The sequence below is a fragment of the Streptomyces sp. NBC_01276 genome (assembly GCF_041435355.1).
Lineage (GTDB): Bacteria > Actinomycetota > Actinomycetes > Streptomycetales > Streptomycetaceae > Streptomyces.
Window position 1 is genome coordinate 467035 of sequence record NZ_CP108442.1, and the last position, 19411, is coordinate 486445.

Annotated in this window: 18 protein-coding genes and 2 pseudogenes; 12 read left to right on the plus strand and 8 right to left on the minus strand. The window is 70.6% G+C overall.

Annotated elements, in window-relative coordinates:
* Positions 1 to 158: 158 nt before the first annotated feature.
* The gene (locus OG295_RS01875; RefSeq protein WP_371675191.1) at positions 159 to 1685 is read left to right on the plus strand and encodes a hypothetical protein; all 1527 of its coding nucleotides are present in this window, start codon (positions 159 to 161) and stop codon (positions 1683 to 1685) included.
* On the opposite strand, the gene OG295_RS01880 is transcribed toward OG295_RS01875, so the two are convergent.
* Both OG295_RS01880 and OG295_RS01885 read right to left on the minus strand, forming a co-directional pair.
* Positions 1639 to 2034, minus strand: a complete 396-nt coding sequence (locus OG295_RS01880; protein ID WP_371675192.1) for a hypothetical protein — start codon at positions 2032 to 2034, stop codon at positions 1639 to 1641. The two genes, OG295_RS01875 and OG295_RS01880, sit on opposite strands and share 47 nt — an antisense overlap.
* 44 nt (positions 2035 to 2078) lie before the next feature.
* On the minus strand, positions 2079 to 2606 hold the full coding sequence (locus tag OG295_RS01885) for an HXXEE domain-containing protein (protein WP_371675193.1): 528 nt from the start codon (positions 2604 to 2606) through the stop codon (positions 2079 to 2081).
* Between the two features lie 138 nt (positions 2607 to 2744).
* On the opposite strand from OG295_RS01885, the gene OG295_RS01890 reads away from it, so the two are divergent.
* Both OG295_RS01890 and OG295_RS01895 read left to right on the plus strand, forming a co-directional pair.
* Complete coding sequence (locus OG295_RS01890; RefSeq protein ID WP_371675194.1) at positions 2745 to 4151, plus strand: sensor histidine kinase; 1407 nt, start codon at positions 2745 to 2747, stop codon at positions 4149 to 4151.
* Positions 4148 to 4828 (plus strand): response regulator, encoded by a 681-nt coding sequence (locus OG295_RS01895; protein ID WP_371675195.1) that lies wholly within the window; start codon positions 4148 to 4150, stop codon positions 4826 to 4828. Before OG295_RS01890 ends, OG295_RS01895 begins: the two co-directional genes overlap by 4 nt.
* Positions 4829 to 5050: 222 nt before the next feature.
* On the opposite strand, the gene OG295_RS01900 is transcribed toward OG295_RS01895, so the two are convergent.
* Both OG295_RS01900 and OG295_RS01905 read right to left on the minus strand, forming a co-directional pair.
* Positions 5051 to 5626, minus strand: coding sequence for a tyrosine-type recombinase/integrase (locus OG295_RS01900; RefSeq protein ID WP_371675196.1), 576 nt, complete (start codon positions 5624 to 5626; stop codon positions 5051 to 5053).
* Positions 5627 to 5651: 25 nt separating this feature from the next.
* Positions 5652 to 5858, minus strand: coding sequence for a hypothetical protein (locus OG295_RS01905; protein WP_371675197.1), 207 nt, complete (start codon positions 5856 to 5858; stop codon positions 5652 to 5654).
* A 684-nt stretch (positions 5859 to 6542) separates the two neighbouring features.
* On the opposite strand from OG295_RS01905, the gene OG295_RS01910 reads away from it, so the two are divergent.
* From OG295_RS01910 to OG295_RS01920, 3 genes are all read left to right on the plus strand, one after another.
* Positions 6543 to 6755, plus strand: a complete 213-nt coding sequence (locus OG295_RS01910) for a hypothetical protein (RefSeq protein ID WP_371675198.1) — start codon at positions 6543 to 6545, stop codon at positions 6753 to 6755.
* 76 nt (positions 6756 to 6831) lie between these two features.
* Positions 6832 to 6990, plus strand: a complete 159-nt coding sequence (locus OG295_RS01915) for a hypothetical protein (RefSeq protein ID WP_371675199.1) — start codon at positions 6832 to 6834, stop codon at positions 6988 to 6990.
* A 168-nt stretch (positions 6991 to 7158) separates the two neighbouring features.
* Complete coding sequence (locus tag OG295_RS01920) at positions 7159 to 8643, plus strand: terminase large subunit domain-containing protein (RefSeq protein WP_371675200.1); 1485 nt, start codon at positions 7159 to 7161, stop codon at positions 8641 to 8643.
* Between the two features lie 2 nt (positions 8644 to 8645).
* Here OG295_RS01920 and OG295_RS01925 read toward each other — a convergent pair whose 3' ends face one another.
* From OG295_RS01925 to OG295_RS01935, 3 genes are all read right to left on the minus strand, one after another.
* Positions 8646 to 9029 (minus strand): abortive infection family protein, encoded by a 384-nt coding sequence (locus tag OG295_RS01925; RefSeq protein WP_371675201.1) that lies wholly within the window; start codon positions 9027 to 9029, stop codon positions 8646 to 8648.
* A 211-nt stretch (positions 9030 to 9240) separates the two neighbouring features.
* Positions 9241 to 10011 carry a transposase gene (locus tag OG295_RS01930; protein WP_371675202.1) on the minus strand — a complete coding sequence of 257 codons (771 nt, stop codon included), beginning with the start codon at positions 10009 to 10011 and terminating at the stop codon, positions 9241 to 9243.
* 34 nt (positions 10012 to 10045) lie between these two features.
* Positions 10046 to 10459 carry a hypothetical protein gene (locus tag OG295_RS01935; RefSeq protein ID WP_371675203.1) on the minus strand — a complete coding sequence of 138 codons (414 nt, stop codon included), beginning with the start codon at positions 10457 to 10459 and terminating at the stop codon, positions 10046 to 10048.
* A 193-nt stretch (positions 10460 to 10652) separates the two neighbouring features.
* Here OG295_RS01935 and OG295_RS01940 point away from each other — a divergent pair.
* Positions 10653 to 11404, plus strand: a pseudogene (locus OG295_RS01940) (transposase family protein).
* 66 nt (positions 11405 to 11470) lie between these two features.
* On the opposite strand, the gene OG295_RS01945 reads toward OG295_RS01940, so the two are convergent.
* Positions 11471 to 12040, minus strand: coding sequence for an SMI1/KNR4 family protein (locus tag OG295_RS01945; protein ID WP_371675204.1), 570 nt, complete (start codon positions 12038 to 12040; stop codon positions 11471 to 11473).
* A gap of 285 nt (positions 12041 to 12325) precedes the next feature.
* Here OG295_RS01945 and OG295_RS01950 point away from each other — a divergent pair.
* The 5 genes and pseudogenes from OG295_RS01950 to OG295_RS01970 form a co-directional block, all read left to right on the plus strand.
* Positions 12326 to 12697 (plus strand): annotated as a pseudogene (locus tag OG295_RS01950) (transposase family protein); the annotation flags it as partial.
* A 296-nt stretch (positions 12698 to 12993) separates the two neighbouring features.
* On the plus strand, positions 12994 to 13506 hold the full coding sequence (locus tag OG295_RS01955; RefSeq protein ID WP_371675205.1) for a hypothetical protein: 513 nt from the start codon (positions 12994 to 12996) through the stop codon (positions 13504 to 13506).
* A gap of 3 nt (positions 13507 to 13509) precedes the next feature.
* Entirely contained in the window at positions 13510 to 16359 is a 2850-nt protein-coding gene (locus OG295_RS01960; RefSeq protein WP_371675206.1) for a M48 family metalloprotease, read from the plus strand.
* A 658-nt stretch (positions 16360 to 17017) separates the two neighbouring features.
* The gene (locus tag OG295_RS01965) at positions 17018 to 18061 is read left to right on the plus strand and encodes an alpha/beta hydrolase (protein ID WP_371675207.1); all 1044 of its coding nucleotides are present in this window, start codon (positions 17018 to 17020) and stop codon (positions 18059 to 18061) included.
* Between the two features lie 50 nt (positions 18062 to 18111).
* The gene (locus tag OG295_RS01970; RefSeq protein WP_371681076.1) at positions 18112 to 19335 is read left to right on the plus strand and encodes an acyltransferase; all 1224 of its coding nucleotides are present in this window, start codon (positions 18112 to 18114) and stop codon (positions 19333 to 19335) included.
* The last annotated feature ends 76 nt before the right edge of the window (positions 19336 to 19411 follow it).

Sequence of the window (19411 nt, forward strand, 5' to 3'; positions counted from 1 at the left end):
TGCGGTACGGGGCGGGAGGACCGCGGCTCGTACCGGAGGTACTCGCGCGGTCCGACCACGCGGTGCGGTGCCGTTCCGGGCGCCGCGCCCCGGTGAACCCGCCGGTCACAGCACCAGGTCAGCCGGGCCGTCCCGGCCCACACCCTCAGGAGCGAGACATGCGACGTACGTTGACGCTGGCGGCGGCCACGGCCGCCGCCGCGCTGCTGCTGCCCGGCGGGCCGCTGCCCGTCGCGGAGGCGGGCAGTGCGCAGGCGGCCCAGAGCCGTTGGACCGCGCGCGAGGCCGCCGCCTTCTGGACGCCGGAGCGGATGGCCGCGGCCCTGCCGGTTCCGGACCCCGTCCCGGTACCCGTCGCCGACGGCGTTCCGGCACCAGTTCCCGATCCCCCGTCGGCCGCTCCCGCGAAGGGCGGCGGCGCGGCCGACGGCGCCACGGCGGGCAGCCCCGCGGCGGCCGGTCCGCCTCCGACCGGTCCGCTTCCGGGCGCTCCTACGGCGGACGCTCCGGCTACGGGCAACCCCGCGGGCGACGACCCCGCGGCCACGAGCCCCGCAGGCACCGGCCCCGCCGGAGCCGACCCGGCAGCCACGAGCCCCGCGGCCGCAAGCCCCACAGGCACCGAACCCACGGGCACCGAACCCGCAGGCACCGAACCCGCGCCGGGTGTGGCCGCCACTCCCGCGCCCCCGGAAGCACCCGCCTCCCCCGCCGGTTCCACCCCGGCCGCCCCCGTGGCGCCTGTGGCCTCACCCGCCACACCCGGCGACACGACCGCCCCCGCGGCCCCCGGCGCCCCGGTGCCGCCCCCGACCCCGGCCTCGACCCCGACGATCCCGACGCCCCAGAGCCCCACCGGTCCCACCGCCGCCCCGCTCCCCTCCCCCACCGCCCCCTCGCCGTCGCCCGCGCCCGCCGCGCCCACCCGGGCGCCGGCCGGGCCCGTCCTCGCGCCCGCCACGGCCGGGGTCGGCCAGGACTTCGACGGGGTCCCGGCAGTCGGCCGGATGTACGTCATGAAGGGCGCCGGGGCCTACTTCTGCACCGCCAGCGTGGTCTCGTCCCCGGGCCGCAACCTGGTGCTGAGCGCGGGGCACTGCCTGCTCGGGTCGGACACCCGCCAGGTGGCCTTCGTACCGCGCTACACCCGCGCGAAGCCCCGGCCGTACGGCATGTTCCCGGTCCTGCGCGATTCGGCGGGCCGCTCCAAGGTGTGGATCGACCAGCGCTACAGGACCCAGGGGGCGGAGAAGGCCGCCACCCTGGACGTGGCCTTCGCCGCCGTCGGGCCGAACGCCTCCGGCCGCGCGGTGGAGAACGCCGTCGGCGGCAACCGCCTCCTCACCGGAGCCACGTTCACCCACGCGAAGGTGACCCTGATCGGCCATCCCGCGTCGGCGGCCCGCCCGCGCGTGTGCGTCAACCGCACGACCAAGTTCACCAGCACCGACCCCGGGAGCCCGGGCTCGTTCCTGCGCATCGACTGCACCGGCTACCCGGGCGGGACCAGCGGCGGCCCCTTCATCACGCGCTTCGACGACCGCACCCGGACCGGCGACGTGGTCGGGGTGATCGGCGGCTGGAAGACGGGCGGGCCCACCGCCGACACCTCGTACAGCTCCTACTTCGGCGCCGAGATCAGGAAGCTGTACCAGGCGGCGGTTGCCGGGGCGAAGGGGGCGTGAGCACCCGCACCCAGCGGGTGCGGCGCGGGTTGCCGACCGTGCGCGCGACCACCGGGACCCCTTCGGCGCCCAGCAGCTCCGCGGGGGCCAGCGCGAGCTGGCGGCGCAGGTCGGCGAGGGCCGCGTGCACAGGCGCGAGGATGACCTCGGCGCGCGGGTGGATGTGCGCGAGGGCGTGCGCGGTGGTCTCGATGGTCTCGGCGGCGTCCTCGGCGGCGGTCCGGCTCCACCCGCCGGGCCCGTCGCCGCTCCAGGGCACGACGGCGTCATAGAGATGGCAGGCGGCATCGGCCGCGGCGTCGGCCCGTTCACCGACGCCCGGCGCCGCGATGGTCGGCAACAGCTCCATGCCCGGTCAACGAGCGGAGCCCGCCGGGGGAACGAACCCGGCGGCTACCGGATCCGCCGGGCCACGGCGTGCGCGCCCGCGGCGGTCGCCGCGGCCATGGCGAGGGAGACGGCCAGGTCCCGGGGGCGGGTGGGACGCAGCACCCCGGCGCGGCTCAGCCGGCCGCGCGCCCAGAGGGTGAAGGGGACGACCACGAGCGGGGAGGTGACCACGCCGGGGGTGTATCCGCGGGTCGCGGCGGCCTGCGCCAGGTGGACGAGGCCGTGCAGGCCGAAGCCGTCGAGGGCGCTCTGGTAGAAGGCGGAACGGCCGCCGGTGCGGTAGCCGTCGGCGGCGGCCGCCGTGACGAGGACGCCCACGAGTCCGACGGCGGTGGCGAAGTCGCGGCCGTCGACGTCGGTGACACCGCGCCAGAGCCGCTCGGGGACCCGGGGGTGGCGGGCGCGGAGCGCCGGGACCCGGGTGCGGGACCAGCGGGCCATCGTGGCGACCTCCTCCAGGTCGTGCACGGCCCAGGCCGCGAGCAGTCCGAAGGTGGCGAGGGCGGGGGCGTTGGTCTTCCGTGACGTCACGGGAACACAGTCTGCGGGTGAGGCGGCCGTGGCGGAAGGGAAACCCTCGAACTCGTGATCATGGACGAGCCGGCTCCGAGGGCCCGCCCCCGCGCTTCGCGCCCCGCGCGCCCGCCCGGCGCATAGGCTGTACGGATCATGAGCCTCAAACCCCGCATCCCGGCCCGTGTCCGCAACCGTAAGGTGCGCGAGGCGCGCGAGGCGCGCGAGCCGGACGGGCCGCACGGCTCCCGCGGGCGGCGCGGGGGGCGGGGGACGGACCCGCTGGACCGGTTCGCGGTCGTGCTGCGGACGCCCGCCCGGCCCGGCGAGGCACTGTTCGCGCGGGCACCCAGGCGGTGGCAGCGGATGCTGCCCTTCACGGTCGTCGGCATCTTCGTGATCACGCTGCTGCCGGTGACCATCGCGGTGCTGAGCAACGACTACGGGGTGAACGGCGGCTGGGCGGGGGCGCTGGGCGTGGCGCAGACCGTTCCGCTGCTGCTGGCGGTCACCCGGCCTGTGCCCGCCTGGGTCATGGTGCTCTTCGCCGACGTCGTCGGGGCCGTCCTGCTGATCGGCGCGGACCGGGTGGGCGGGCAGACCTGGCCGTGGCCGCCGATGGTGATCGTCGGCTACCAGGTGCTGATGGTGTGTCTGGGGCTGCGCGAGTCCATCCGGACGCTGGTCCAGGTGTGGCTGGCGACCGGCGCCGCCGGGGTGGTGCTCGGCTTCTCCGAGCCCGCCGGCGTGACGAACACCGTGGCGCTGCAGTTCGTGCTCAGCGGGGCCGTACTGGCCCTGACGGGTGCGCTGCGGCAGCTGGGCGACGCCCGGCAGCGGATCGCGGAGCAGGAGAGCATCAGCGAGGCGGAGCGGGCACGGCGCACGCTGCTGGAGGAGCGGGCGCGGATCGCCCGGGAGTTGCACGACGTGGTGGCCCACCACATGTCGGTCATCACCGTGCAGGCCGATTCGGCCCCGTACCGGCTGCCGGGCATGGCGGAGCCGGTGCGGGAGGAGTTCGCGGCGATCGCGGCCGGCGCGCGCGAGTCGTTGGGCGAGATGCGGCGGCTGCTGACGGTGCTGCGCGGCGACGGGACGAACGGCGCGGAGGGCGCGGGCGGCGAGCGGTTCCCGCAGCCCGGGATCGGCCGGATCCAGCAGCTGGTGGAGGCGACGGTACGGGCCGGGCAGCCGGTGGAGCTGTCCCTGGCGTCGGCCGCGGCCGAGGCGGTGCCGCCGGCCGTGGACCTGTCGGCGTACCGGATCGTGCAGGAGGCCCTGGCGAACGTGGTGCGGCACGCCCCGGGGGCACGGACCCGGGTCTCGGTGACCCGCTCCGCTCCGGGGGGCGACGTGCTCGTGCTGGTGGTCAACGGTCCGGCGCGGGACGCGGTGGTGGAGGTGGAGGTGGAGAGTTCGGGCACGGGGCACGGTCTGGTGGGGATGCGCGAACGCGTACGGTTGACCGGAGGGACCCTGGAGACGGGCCCGCTGCCCGACGGCGGATTCCGGGTCGCCGCCCGGCTTCCCCTGAACGACGCCGAGAAGGAACCGAGTTGACCATCCGCGTGATCATCGTCGACGACCAGGCCATGGTGCGGGCGGGGTTCGCCGCGCTGCTGTCGGCGCAGCCCGACATCGACGTGGTGGGCGAGGCGCCCGACGGCCGGGAGGGGGTGCGGGTGTCGCGCACCGTCCACCCCGACGTGGTGCTGATGGACGTACGGATGCCGGAGCTGGACGGACTCTCCGCGGCCCGGCAGCTGCTCGATCCGCCGCCGGGGGTGGTGCACCGGCCCAGGGTGCTGATGCTGACCACCTTCGACATCGACGACTACGTGTACGAGGCGCTGCGCGCGGGCGCGTCGGGGTTCCTGCTCAAGGACGCCCCGCCGGCCGATCTGATCGCGGCGGTCCGGGTGGTCGCCTCCGGCGAGGCGCTGCTGGCACCCTCGGTGACCCGTCGCCTGATCGCGGACTTCGTGCGGCAGCGGCCGGCGCCGCGCAAGGATCCGGCGCTGCGGCTGAACGGTCTGACCCCGCGGGAGACGGAGGTGCTGGAGCTGATCGCGCGCGGCCTGTCGAACCAGGAGATCGCCGCGCACCTGGTGCTGGCGGAGCAGACGGTCAAGACCCACATCGGCCGGGTCCTCGGCAAGCTGGACCTGCGCGACCGCGCCCAAGCGGTGATCTTCGCGTACGAGGCGGGCCTGGTCCGCCCGGGCGACACGACCTGATCCCCCGACCCGGTCCCCGGCCCCACCGCTCCGGGGCCTGTTCCGGGGCGGCCTCTCCTCCACATGCGCCGCTTCGGAAGAACAGCGTCCAGCAGGTTAGCCGGAAGACGATGGAACACCTCTGAACAGCAAAAACGTTTAAGAGTGGCCTCCCAGAAGGGCTTCCGGGAGGCCACTTTGCGTCTCAGGGGGACAGCAGGGGGACAGAGCACCAGGCAGCTGTCATGCCGCCTCCTCTCCGCCCCCTGCGATGAGCGTCATCGGAGGCCGCGCGCCGTCACGCAGGGCTCCTACCCCAGCGTCCGGCGGTTGGTGCGCGCGCGGAACGAGGGCGACCGGAGCATCGGCGGCCTCCTTCTCGAACTGGGGCATCAGGCTGGTGTACGTGTCCGCAGTGAGAGTGAATGATGCGTGGCCCAGTAGGGCCTGGATCGCCTTCATGGAAAGGCCGGCTGCAAGGCTCAGGGATGCCGCGCAGTGGCGCAGGTCGTGCAGGCGAATGGGGTGCATGTCGAGTCTCCGCAGGAGGCGGTCGAAGAGTTTGGACACGTTATCGGGATGCCACGGAGTGCCGTTGTCTTGGGTGAATACGTATCCGCTGTCGACGTAGGGGCCGTACTTCTGGGGGTTGCGCTGGTGCTTCGCTTCCCATGCGGCTCTCTCTTCCTTCTGTACCTTCCGCCAGGTCGCGAGAAGGGCGTGCGTTGCAGAGTTGAGGGCTGTGGTTCGTCGACCGCTGCGGCTCTTGGGCGTCTCGCCGTACATCTGGTGCGTGGTGTCGGCAACAAGCTGCTCCACGATGTTCGCGGCTCCTTGGACCATGTCAACCTCTGCCCATTTCAGTCGGGCTTGCGGCGGCATCCAGAAACTGACCCGTGAGTTCGGGGGTCCAGACCATCACGGGGCTGGGCTTCTGGCCGGTCTCACGCCAGCGAGCGACTCGCTCCTCGGTCCAGACGACGGCGAGGGGTTTCTCGTATCGCGGAAGGGCGACCTGGTCGGCCCAGTTCTGTGCGATCAGCTTTTCCATGACGGCGGTTTTGAGGGCGGCCGAGAGTGTGTTGCGCTAAGCGTCAGAGCTTGGTCTTGCCGACGACGAATCCCCCGGCAGCCTGGTACCTGTGCGCTCTGCCGATTCCGTGGGACTGGGGCAGGAACGCTCACCTCGGCTTCGAGCATGTACCAGCGCGGAGTGGGAGGGGGACGCCCTCGTGCCGGGCCTGGGAGTACGGCTGCGGAACGCGCAGCCCATTACTGGGTGAGGGGGAGCACCCGATCCCTGCCGGCGAACCGCTACGGCAGGCCCGGCTGTTCCGAACGTGCCGGAACTGGCAGTTCGGATGGTGGCTGAGACAAAACCGCCACGTCCCGGCAGCTCTGGCAGCAGCACCCCCAGAGGAGCGGTCAGGGGGGACACAGCTGTCGTTCGAGGGCTAGCTGACGGCACTTCTCGGACAGTGACTGAAAATCAGTCTTGAATGGCGGTCCGGCGGCCGGTAATTTCACCTGGCCGCCGGACTGCTGTTTGGCGTGGCATGGAGTAACGCACAGGAGAGCTAGTTGCGCAGCAGGTTGAAACCCTGCCGCTGACTCGTGAAACGCGGGCCAGCGGGGTTTGCTCATCTGGTTGCCCCACTGGGGCACCGACCGAGGGAGGCGTATGCCCTCGTCCGGAACACCAGGTGACCTCGCTCGCGTATACGAGGAGTACCTCTTGCTGGACCGTTTGATCGACCTCCTGTCGCAGACCCGGACCCTCCGCGCCGTGCTCGACTTCTGCACCATCGTCGTGCGCATGCTGCCCGCCTTGGTCGTGGTGGTCGCGCTCATCCCCTCGTTCGTCGTCTTCGCGTTCATCTCCGCCGGCGCGCGCAGGTCCGTCCTGGAGATCGTGGACCGCCTCACGAAGTGGACGCTCGCCCGCTAGCAGCTCGTAGCCCCGCCGCCGCCCTCCGATACAGGATCATGGAAGGGCGGCGCGGGGGTTTTGAGGAGCTGCGCACATGGGCCGCCCCAACAGGGCCGCACGAGCCGCGATCACCCAGCGGCGTACCGATGCCATCGACCTCAAGCCGGCAGGCATCGACTGGCTGACCATCGGCCGAAAGCTTGCCGCGGACCCGGCAATCAACAGCGACGGGATCGCGTACCCGCAGGGGTAGGGCATCGAGGCGTACCGGCGCGGCGCCGAGCCGCCGAGCGACGGCCGCTTGATCGAACCGGCCTGGATGAGCTGGAACGGCTGATCGCGCTGGCTGGCGACACCGGATCTGAGAGTGCGGAGGGCTGACGAGGCTGCGGTTCTCCAGCTGTACCGCACGCTTCCAGCGTTGCGCCGCCGTGAGATCGCCGCAGCTTCCACCCCACAGCTCCGTGCCCAGCTCGCCCGTATCGAGCGGGACATGGCGATGGACCGCTCCCCCGGAGCGATGGCGGCCGTCCTCACCGAGGGAAAGGAGATGCAGGCCCCGCACCTGGGGCTGATCGACGCTGCCTTCGAGCGGGTCTCCGCCGGAGTGCCGACCCGACTGCTGCTCACCATGCCGCCCCGGCACGGCAAATCCCGTCGTGCCGCCCGGTGGGCGCCGCTTTGGTACCTGCGGCGGCGCCCCGAACACCGGGTGATGATCGCCTCGTACTCCTCAGACCTGGCCGATGGCCACGGCAGGTGGATCAGGGACGCCATCCTCACGTACGGCCCGCAGATCGGAATCGACCTGCGTCCCGGCTCCTCCGCCGCCAACCGGTTCGACCTGCTCGGTACCGAGGGCGGCGCGGTCATGGCCGGCGTCGGCGGCGGCCTCACCGGCAAGGGCGCCCACCTGGCCGTGGTGGACGACCCGATCAAGGACGCCGCGGAGGCTTCCTCGCCCACTATGAGGCGCCGCCTCTGGGAATGGTGGCAAGCCGTCCTTCTGACCCGCATCGAGCCCGGCGGGTCCGTCATCCTCATCCAGACCCGCTGGGATGAAGACGACCTCGCCGGCCGAGTGCTGGCCGAGGAGCGGCATCGGTGGACCGTCATCGACCTGCCTGCCCTCGCGCTCGCCGAGGACGACGCGCTCGGCCGCACCGTCGGCGGCGCACTCTGGCCGGACCGGTACGACGAGGGTGCCCTTGCGGAGATCCGCGCGTCGGTCGGCGAGCGAGTGTGGTGGTCGCTCTACATGCAGCAGCCCCGTCCGCAGGACGGCGGCGTCTGGGACTGGGCGTGGATCACCGACAACCGGATCTCGGCCGCCCAGCTGCGCGGCATCGACCTCAGCAGGATTGTCGTCGCCGTCGACCCGGCCGGCGGCGAGTCCGCTGTCGGGGACGAGACCGGCATCATCGCCGCAGCCCGCGACACCGACGGACATCTGTATCTCCTCGATGACCGCAGTGGAAACAGGGGCGCGGACTCCTGGGGCAGAGAAACGTGCCTGCTGGCGATCGAGCTTCGGGCGGACGCGATCGTGGTCGAGTCGAACTACGGCGGGGACATGAGCCGCCAGGTGATCGCGCAGGCGTGGGAGGACCTACACCGTGAGCACAAGACCGAGCAGATGCTGATGCCCGCGGTCCTCCCGGTCACCGCGAAGAAGGGCAAGAGGTTGCGGGCCGAGCCGATCGCCCAGCTCTACGAGCAAGGACGTGTTCACCATGTCGGGCAGTGGCCGACCCTGGAGCAGCAGATGGTGACCTGGGTCGCCGGCACGGACAGCCCGGACCGCATGGATGCCGCCGTTCACGCGCTCACCGAGCTGGCCAGTCCTCAGCACGGCGGAGCGGGATCCGGCGGCTACCGGGACGGACGGCTGGACGGCCGCCGGTAGCTTCAGCTCGGCTGTTGAGCCTCGTACGCCTCCATGTAGAACGTGGCTGCTGCCGCTGCTGCTGAGACGACCAGTCGGGCAGTGGCCACGTCGGGGGCAGGACCTTGGCTGAGTCCGTGCCCGGTTCCCAGCCCCTCGTTCCGTAGCTCGCCAGCTCCGATCACCATCGTGGTCAAGGACTGGAGGATCTTCCGCCGGTATTCGGCACCTGGTTCGTCACGGCGCACTCCCCCGGCGTCGAGGCCGAGCGAAACGGCTGCTGTCTTCACCAGCTTCGGGAGGTCCTCTTTGGTCTCCTTGCCGTTTCCATGAAGGCCAAGTACCGCTTTCAGCACTGACTCCAAGAGCTCCTTGGCGGCCCCGATGGCTAGCGCGGGGATCGTCACGGAGGCCCTGGCGGATACGCGTCGCGTGCCGGTGTACGTCCTGGATCCCCAAGGTTTCCGCCGGTCCCTGAAGATCGTCCACGATCGCTTCGGAGTGATATGCGCCGTAGAGCTCTTGGTGCAAGGCGGGGTCGTTCATGGCTAAGGGCTGTCCCGTAAATGATCGTTAGGTCGCCTCGGGTGAGGTCGGCCGTCGTGCGGGACCGCCGGCCTATCCGGCGAGGGCGAGGTTGTGCATCCGTGCGATGCCGAGCATCGCGTGGTGGACGCCGTCGCCTTTGAGGCGGCAGTCGCGGAGGATCTTCCAGGTCTTCATGCGGGCGAAGACGTGCTCGACGCGTGCTCGGACCTGCTTGTGGGACCGGTTGTGTTCCCCTTTCCAGTCCGGGAGTTGCTTCTGGCCCTTCGTCTTTCGGTGCGGGATGACCAGTCCGGTGCCCTGGTAGCCGCCGTCGGCGATCGTGGTGGTGTTGCCGACGGCGGCCTTGGCGCCGGACTCCTCCCAGCCGCGGGAGTCGTGCCGATTGCCCGGCAGAGGCTGGCCGACCACCACAACGAGGCGGGTGTCCGCGTCGATGACGACTTGGTGGGCGGTGGAGTACCGGTAGTTCTTCGACTGCTCCGCCACGGAGTGGTCGCGGGTGGGAACCAGCGTGCCGTCCACGATGAGCACGGTGTCCTTGGTGAACCGCTTTCGGGGCTGGAGCGCGAGCATCGGCCCGAGGTGGTCGATGATCCGGTCCGCCGCCGACTTCGACACCCCGAACAGCGGGGCGAGCTGCCGCATGGTGAGGTTCGTGCGCCAGTAGGCCGCGACCAGCAGGGCCCGGTCCTCCAGCGGAAGACTCCAGGGCCGACCCTTGCGGACGGCGTCCGCACCCTTGCGCCGCAGAACCGTCACCAGCTTTCCGAAGGCATGAGGGCTCAGTCCGGCGAACGGGGCTATCCAGGACGGCTCCGACGCCGTGATCACACCAGCCATACCAAGATCATCACATCGTGATCAGCGAGACGATTCAGATGCGGGGGCTGAGTCGCAAGGCCAGCCGGCGGCGTAGACGAGCAGAGGCCCCGCGAAGCGTCCCGAGTCTGGCCACCTCCTCCGCCTCAAGCTCCAGACGGCCGGCGAGTGCCAGCACGGCTGCGTAGGGCCGCTCGCCCTCGTCGAGCTTCGCCGCCACGGCATCGAGGACAGCGCGAAGAACGATGGAGTCCGCGGAAGGATGTTCCGCCAGCAGGTGAAGAAGCCTGTTGTCGTTCCAGACACTGTCGCGGGCTGCGCTCAGGTCAGAGAGGACGGCGGACGGGGTATGGGGATTGGCTGCCAGGGCCTGCCAGACAAAGGGGTACGGGCACTGCGCGAGACGCTGCAGGGCAGAGCTGTCCCTCTCTGTATGTGCAAGGGCCAGGTAGTCAGTGGGGGTGGGCACGAGGGCGGCCTCTCGGGGTGGTCGAAGCCGTCATCTTGCCACCGCTCGTCTGCTGCCAGCTCAGGCAATCGTGTTCAGAGTGGCCACTGATCGAGTGACCCTGGCCGAGTCAGGATGAGGACCGCAACGCACAGGGCTCCCGCGCCGTTGAGGGAGGTGTTCGACGTCTCAACCCATTGGCACAGGAGCCCTGTTGGTTCCCCATCCCGCTGCACTCGACCTGCCTCACGCCCTGGTCGAGTGGGCATCCATGCTCATCGTCACCCCCGTGAGGGTGACCGACGCTGCAAGCTGCCGCCCCACCAGCGCAGCCTCGTCGGCCTGGTCTACCTACGCCGGCACGACACGCTCGCACAGATCGCCGCGGGCTTCGGGATATCCGTCGGCACCGCCCACGCCTACGTCACGGCCGTCGTCGGCCACCTGTCCCGCCGGGCGCCCGGACTGCTGCGTGTCCTGCGGGAGACCGATCCCGATTACGTCCTGCTCGACGGGACGCTCGCCGAGTGCGACCGTGTCGGCGACAGCCGGGCCGACTTCTCCCAGAAGCACCGCCGTCACGGCGTGAACGTGCAGGTCGTGGCCGATCCCACCGGCAAGCTGCTGTGGATCTCACCCGCGCTGCCCGGCCGCACCCATGACCTGGCCGCGGCCCGCACCCACCGCATCATCCGGCTTTGCGAACGCCAGGGAGTTCCGATCCTCGCCGACCGCGCCTACATCGGGGCCGGCCCCTGGGTGACCACACCGATCAGACGGCTCCCTCATCAGGACCTCACAGCGACCCAGCAGACGATCAACCCGGCCCTGTCAGCAGCACGTGCACTGGTCGAACAAAGCATCGCGCGACTGAAGTCCTGGCGAATCCTCCGTAGAGCCCGCTGCAGTCCCAACCGCATGACCGCCGTCGCCGCTGCCATCCTCACCCTGGAACGTCAGCGCTGATGAATCTCATCGCCGTTCCAGGGCGAGGACGGATCGGCAATGGCCGCCATCCAGTTAGGAGCCGTCTCACGACCAGGCAAGTCGACCTTCGGTGAACCGACAGACCGGGAAGCTTCCTTCGGCGATCCTCGTCAGCCTCTCCGCTACGGAGTCGAAATACTGGGCCATCGATTCGTACTCGCCCGTGACCGTGGGCTCCCCCACGAACCATCTACCGACGCGCCCGTCCCGCACATCGACGAACTTTCCCATCCAGCCGTCCTCGTCCGACAGGAACGGGATCCACTCGTTACGCCAGAACGGGTAGTCCGGCTGGTCCGGAGGGTCGAATCCACCGGACACGGAGCGGTTCGCGTAGAGCCTCTCAATCGCCCGGATGCCCAGAAAGAAGCTTCCCTCGTCGGGGAACCCGTCGAAGCCGCAGCACATCACGTCGTCGTCGACGTCTTCCTCCGGCAGATCCAGACTGTTCTGCAACAGCCACGTCCGCAGGTCCCCATAAAGGGAGATCCCCATCCGTTCCTCGGCTGCCGCGAGCATCTGCTCCGTAGCGGGCCCCGGCAGATCCGCGTGATCGGCCGGCGCGTGCTCCCGAAGAAGACTCATCACACGCGACCAACTCTCAGCCACACTCATCGCCCTCTGCCCTCTCTACAGGGATGTCTCCGTCCGACTACGCCACTGCGGAGGTTGGGAAGACCGGCCGGAGAACCTTGCAGGGATGGTACTTCGAGCATGCGTTCCAGCCCTTCCCGTGATCATCTTCCGCCCCGAAGCGCAGGGCCGTCCCCTCAGCGAAGTGACCGCCCTCAACTTTTCACAGACAATCGACCGTGCCTGGCGGGCCCAGCCTCGGAGCTTCCAGGGCTCAAACGAGGGCCACGGTGTCACCCTGGAGCGGCGAAGCTGAAAACGCTCAATGAGACCGCCGACCTCTTGGCAGCCCTCGCACCCACCCTGGCCGACGCCGTCCGCGCCGCCCCGACGAAGGCGTACATGCTCCTGGACGGCACACTCCTGCCGATCGACCGCACCGCCGCGGACCGGCCGTTCTACTCCGGCAAGTACAAGGGACACGGGATGAACGTGCAGGTCATCGCCGACCCCTTCAGCCGGCTGCTGTGGGCATCACCGGCTCTGCCCGGCGCCGTCCACGATGTCCGCGCGGCCCGCGAACACGGCATCGTCGACGCCCTCACTGAGGCCGGCATCCCGTACTGGGCCGACAAGGGGAACCGAGGTGTCGGCGGCACGGTCCGCACCCCGTGCTGGGGACGATGGGAGACCCTCTCGAACACGGGATGCGGACGACGCTGCTGGCGCCTCGGCCATCCGCAGGTTCACCGATACGAGCAGGCTACCGGGCAGCGACTGGCAGCGGAGCGGCCGTGTGCACCGGCCAGGGGCACCGAGTCGGCGCCTGAACCGACCGGACATGCCCTGGGCGGAGCCCCTGTGTCCAGAAGCCGCTGTCGCCGTCGGCACCCAGCTGCGAGGCGTCTTCTCACGGCAAGACCGGCGTTGCATACTCTCATTACTCTGCGGCTGGCACGGGGGACGGAGGCGCCGCAGGAGAGGGGGACGGAACCATGGTCAGCGTGCGTGATGTGGTGCGTGCGGTGGTGGCGGAGCATGCGCCGCACGAACTGCCCCTCGTAGAGGGCATGCTTCGCTTCGACGACGAAAGAGCAGTGCGGATCCTCGCCGGTCGGGGGCGACGCAAGGAGCCGCTCGGATTCGGCCTTGCTGAAGCTTCCGCGCTGGTCACCCCCATCGTCTGGCTGGCGCTCGACCAGGTTGCGCGGCATGGCGTCGATCTCGTCACCGAAAGTGCGGCCGCCCGGTGCCGACGATTGCTACGGAGGCTCTTACGAAGAGGGGCGGGCGCACCGCCCGCCGAGCTGAGGGAACTGGACGCCGTTCAACTGACCCGCATACGGCAGCGCATCCTGGAGCGTGCGGTGTCGCAGGGCATGAGCCAGACCGAGGCCGAAGCACTGGCGGACGCGGTGATAGCCCAGCTGGTGACGGAGCCGCTTACGACAGGTTCGCAGACATGCTCAGGACCGGACGCCGACCCCGACTCCGCCGACCCCACCTGATCCGTGCTGACGCGGCTGCCCCGACTCCTGCGCTCCGGTGTCATCGATACAGGACTGCGTTTCGTCCTCCTCATCACCCTCGCCGTCGCGTCGAGCGTCGCCATGCTCAGCGTCATGCTGAAGTCGAGCAGCGACCGCCTCTCTGACAGCAGCCTCGGCTGTTTTCTGGCCGCCGGGATGGACCCGAGCAGGGTTGATCTCGAGAATCTGACTCTCACCGGGCGCCGCTATTCCTCCGCCCTGGACGAGTGTCTCTCTCGGGTGCCGCCGTCGCGGGTAAGCGCTGCGGGCCTTGTCATCGCGGTCCTCGGGTTGGTGGTCGCCGCGGTTGTCGTCTACGTCTGGCTGCTGCCACGCTTTCGGGATGCGCGTACCCGGCCGGTGGACGATGCGACTCTTGCGGCCGAACTCGCCGAACTGAGTGTCCTCAGCGAAGTCGGCCCGGGTGTGCGCTTCAGAGAGGACCCGACCCGCACGACCGCGGGCGCAGTGGCCTACGGCCGCGCCGGCCGTTACACCGTATGCCTCCACACAGGCCTGATCGTGCGCCGAGCCAGTGACCCAGACGGCTTCCGAGCCGTCGTCCTGCACGAACTCGCCCACATCCGCAACCACGACGTGGACTTCGCATACGGCAGTACCGCCCTGTGGCGCGCCTGCGTGGTGGTCGCCCTGCTTCCCTACCTTCTCCGAGAGGGGGGCCTCCTCGTCATCAGCCTGCTGGACACAGGAAGCTCACCCTTGTCGGGCGATGCATCCGCCTTCCGGCCTGCGCTGGTCTCCAACGTCGCCCGGTACCTTCTCTCCGGACTCCTGCTCGTGGCGATAGTGCACCTGGCCCGCGCGAACCTCCTGCGCCGCCGGGAACTCCACGCCGATCTGCAAGCGGTCAGCTGGGGAGCAAACCCGGCGGCCTGGGACCACCCCGATCCTTCGGGGCCGGTGGCGGCCCCGCTACGGCGCCTCACCACGCTGCTGCGCACCCATCCGGACTGGGCCGAGCGTCGGCGCGTCCTGGCACGACCCGGGCGGATGTCGGACCCTGGCTCCCTTGACATGTTGCTCGTCGGAGTGGCGGCGTGGCTCCTTGTCCGGCAGCTCAATGCGGCACCCGGCCTTGGCGGATCAGCCATCCCGTCACTTCTCACTGCGCTGTTGGCCGCACCCGCCCTGGTCCTCGTCCCTGCCAGGTCCACCCGACAGGGCTCTGGGCCCGGCGTCCGCGCCGGACTATGGCTGGGTGTGGGTCTGGCAGTCGGCGTCTTTGTCGTCGGTGGCAACACCGCCTCTGTATGGCTGGTCGGTCAGCCGCAGTACATGGTGTGGCTGGTACTTGTTGCCGTGGTACCCGCGGTCTGGTCGGCGCAGTTTCACCGGATGACGCTCACCTTGAAAGGGGCGGGACCACGCGCCGTAGCGATAGCCCTGAACTTCCTTGCCACGCTGTTCCAGCTGTGGGCCGGGCTGCTCTGGTGGGAGAAGAACGGTTCTCTGCTGTCATTGGGCTACGCAGACAACGACAGAAGGGTGGCTGAGTGGATCAATGACACATTCACGGGCCCGTGGCAGGACTTCTCGCACGAGTTATCGGTGATCGACACTCTGTGGCACATCCTGCTGCTGCCGCACGAGACCGTTCCCGGGATCGCGGCGCTCATGATGTCACTCGTCCCCCTGCTGCCTTATGTGCGCGGCAGGAGGGTCGGCCTTCGCCTGCGGAGGATGCTTGCGACAGGATTCGCGGGCGGGCTCCTGTGCGCGTTGGGCTTCCTCGCGGTGGCCTTTGCGCTGCGTTCACGGAGACCTGCGGCCATCATGGAGCGAGCGGGCGCGTACGGAACCGTCCTCATGTGGGGGCAGATGCTGGCCCTCTGCGGGGCCTGTGCGATCACGGCAGCCATGGTCGCAGGGGTTTCCCGAAGTTACTGGCTGCTGCGTGCGCTGCTCGCCACCCAGGTGCTGCAGTACACGGCATACGCCGCCTTGTACCTACTGGGTTCCGCGGACGGTTGCCTCGGCCCGTCGAACATGTACGGAAACCGGTGCCATTGGATCCCAGCCAACGGCTTGACTGCCGTGAAACTGATGGCCACTCAGTCGCTTGCCGTTACTGTCTTCCTCTCCGCGTTCGCGGCCCTGGCCGGTGCCGGCCTTGGCCGGGCAATTCGGAGACTCCGTCTGAGAGTACGACCGTCCGCCGTGCCGCGACCCGCATCAGCAGCTCCGCCGCATCCCTCGCCGTCCCAGGTGCCCCCTCCGCCGGGCAGGCGGACCTGGCGTCCGCTGCTGAGGCGAAGCGCTGTGCTCGCCCTGGGCCTTCCCGGCGCTCTCCTGGGCATCGTGGCCCAGACGGACATCCTCGACCCGCCGCGCAGCATCCCCACACCAGCCGACAGTCCTGCCGGACTTCAAACGCCCCCTCCGGCACGGACGAGTGCCGAGATACAGCGATGGCAGGCGAGGGCATGGCTCGCCATGGGCGGCCTGGACCGCGATGAGGCCATCGGCTACGCCTTCGGCGCAATCGGCGACGCCCTGACCAGCAAAACCAGTACGGACGAGCAGATCCACCAGCTTTGCGGGGACCTCGATCAGCAGATCTCCACGATGCAGAAGTTCTTCCCGATTCCCCTCAGGGACATACAGCAGATCTACTCCCAGGGACTGCGCCGACTCCAGCGCGGGAGCCAGGACTGCAAGGACGCGTTGAGTACGAGCAGGGGTGCGAAACCCCTGACACACGACGAGCGGGTCCGCCTGTTCGACACGTCGCTTGACGAGATGGAAGACGGGGTGAGAACCGCCATGGACGCCATGTCGAAGCTTGCGGAGATCGTCACTAAGAGCTCGTAACAGGATCATGACCGGTGTTTCTTGAGTCGTCGCCGGCAGAGCGCAACCCGGCACCCTGCACACCGACTACTGCGAAGTCGCCCGTTGCGCGCTCACCGGCTTCCAGTGCGGCTCCTGCCACCCGGGCATCACCTGCCTCACCATCTGGTCCGGCCGCCGGCCCGGCACCGACGAGTGCGAGGAGTACGGCTTCTACTACCGAGCCGTGGCCGGCCGAGCCGAACCCTGCGACGCCAGCGATGAAGGGGCCGAGCACGACTACAACCGCCTGTACTCCGAATGCACCTGGGACGCCGCCCAACAACGGATGATCCTGCCCTCGTGAAACCCGAATACCCTCGGGCTCTTGCAAGAGCCGCGAACTGAGTGCGCTGGTCATCTCAATGTGTTTCCGCAGTTCAAGATGCGGGTTCCTCAACACATCGAGGCCTGTCCCTCGTCTGCATGCCCTGTAGGGGGACGCGGGGGACACACGGGGGACAGAAGTCCCCGGAAACCTGGGGAAAGACGCGGAAGGATGCCGTCTCCTCCACCCCCTACCGGGGTATGACATGCCGGTTGGCTCCCCGGTCCGACGTGCCGTCGGGTACCTCCTTCCTACCTTCCTCCTCGTCACGGGGCTCGTCACGTGGCTCGTCACGAGGAAGGGAGAAGGGGCATGCGCCGCTTCGGAAGGACGATGGCCACGGCCGCGCTGGCGGTGGCCATCGTGGCGGGGACCGCGGGGTGGGCTGCCGCCGACAGCCAGAGTGCGGTCACCGGGCCGCCCCCGGGCACCGCCGCCTGGCGGGCCGCCTCGGTGGGCGGCCGGCCGTTGCCCGATCCGGCGTCCACGACGCCCCGGGAGGTGGCCCGCTTCTTCGCCGGGCTGGACGAGACCGGGCGACGGGAACTCGTACGCTCCCACCCGCTGGTGGTGGGCAATCTGGACGGCGCTCCGCTCCCCCTGCGGTACGAGGCCAACCGGCTCGCGGTCCTCGCCACGGGTGAGGCCCGCTACGCCTCCCTCGCCTCTCCGGGCCGCCGGATCCTGGCCTTCGACCCGCGCGGCCGCGGGCAGGTCGCCGAGGTGTTCGGGGACCCGGAGCACGCCGCGCACGTCGCGGTGATCGTGCCGGGTTCGGACAACGACGCCACCACCCACGACGCCCCCCGCGCCCCCGACACCGGCCCGGCCGGTATGGCCCGGGCGCTGCGGGCCGCGGCGGGCGGGGACACCGCGGTCATCGCGTGGACGGGCTACACCACGCCGGTCGGGGTCGGTCTCGACGCGGCGGAGGGCCGGCTCGCGGAGGCCGGTGCGGTGCGGCTGGCCCGGTTCACGGCCGGGCTCGACGCGGTCGGGGCGCCCGACCCGGTGCTGTTCTGCCACAGCTACGGCTCGGTGGTGTGCGGGATCGCGGCCCGGCACACGGACGCCGCCGACATCGTGGTGTTCGGTTCCCCGGGGATGCGCGTGGACGACGCCGCCGGTCTGGGGACGGGTGCCCGCGTCTGGGCGGCCCGGGGGCCCTCGGACTGGATCGCGAACGTGCCCAACGTCGAGTTCGCCGGGCTCGGGCACGGCGCCGACCCCACCGCACCCGCCTTCGGCGCCCGTAGGGTGCCCGCCGGCGACGTGAAGGGCCACACCGGCTACTTCGCCGCCGGCACCCGTTCGCTGGCGGCCTTCGCCGCGATCGCGAAGGGAGAGCTCCGGTGAGCGCGACGCGTACGCCGCGCGCGCCGGCCCGACTGTCGGACAACGCCGCGCTGACCCGGCTGTCGGACACCGCCGCGCGGATCGACCGCCGGACCCCCGCCCACCGGGACCGGGCCGTCGACGGTCTGCGCGCCCTGGCCCTGCTGGCCGTGCCGACCGGGCACTGGCTGCTCGGCGGGTTCACCCTCGACCCGGAGGGCGGGCTGCACAACGCCAGTCCGCTGTCCGCCTTCGGCGCCCTGGCGCCGGCGAGCTGGGTGCTCCAGATGCTGGGCATCTTCTTCCTGGTCGGCGGCTACGCCTCGGTGCTGTCCTTCCACCGGCGCACCGGTTCGACCGGAGCCTGGCTCAAGGGACGGATGGTCCGGCTGGGGCGGCCGGTGCTCGGTGTGACGGCAGTGTGGGCGCTCGCGGCGCCCGCCCTGTACGCGGCCGGCGTACCGGAGGCCACCTTGCGCACCGGGGCCACGCTGGTGATCCAGCCGCTGTGGTTCGTCGGGGTGTACGCGGGGGTGACCGCGCTGACCCCGTACTGCGTGCGGGCCGCCCGGCGGTTCGGCGGGTGGGCGGCGGCGCCGCTGCTGGCCTCGGTCGCGGTGGTGGACTTCCTGCGGTACGGGCCGCTGTCCGACGCGGTGCCGTCCTGGCTGTCCGTGCTAAACGTGCTGCCGGGCTGGATGTTCGCGTACCAGCTCGGCGTCTCGTGGGGCGAACGGCGGATCGGGCGGCGCGGGGCGTGGCTGCTGCTGGTCGGCGGGGGCGTGCTGTTCGCGGTGCTGCTGACGGTGTTCCACTACCCGGCGTCGATGGTCGGCGTACCGGGTGAGGCCCGGACCAACTCGCACCCGCCGTCGCTGCTGGTGCTGGCGCTGGCCTCGGCCCAGTCGGGTGCGGCGATGCTGCTGCGGGACCGGCTGGCGCGGCTGCTGGCCCGGCCGGCCCTGTGGGCGCCGGTGGTGGTGGTCAACCTGTCGGCGATGACCATCCTGTGCTGGCACCAGAGCGCCATGCTGGCGGCGGCCGTGCCCGCCTCGTTCGCGGGCGGGGGCGGCGGGTTGACCGGGTTGACGACGGCGCCCGAGACCCTGGCGTGGATCCTGGCCCGGCTGGCGTGGATGCCGGTGTTCGCCGTGCTGCTGGTGGTCATCGCCCGCTACGCGCGCCGGTTCGAGGCTCCGCCGGCGGCGGGCGGCCGCCGGAACCCGGTGGTGCGGCGGACCGTGGCGGGGCTGCTGGCGGCCGGGTTCGCGGTGTTCGCGCTGGGCCTGGCCTGACGCCGGCCCGGCCGGCGGGGCCCGCCCGCCCACCGGGCCCGCGGACGACGAGAGCGCCGCTCCCCCTGGGGGAGCG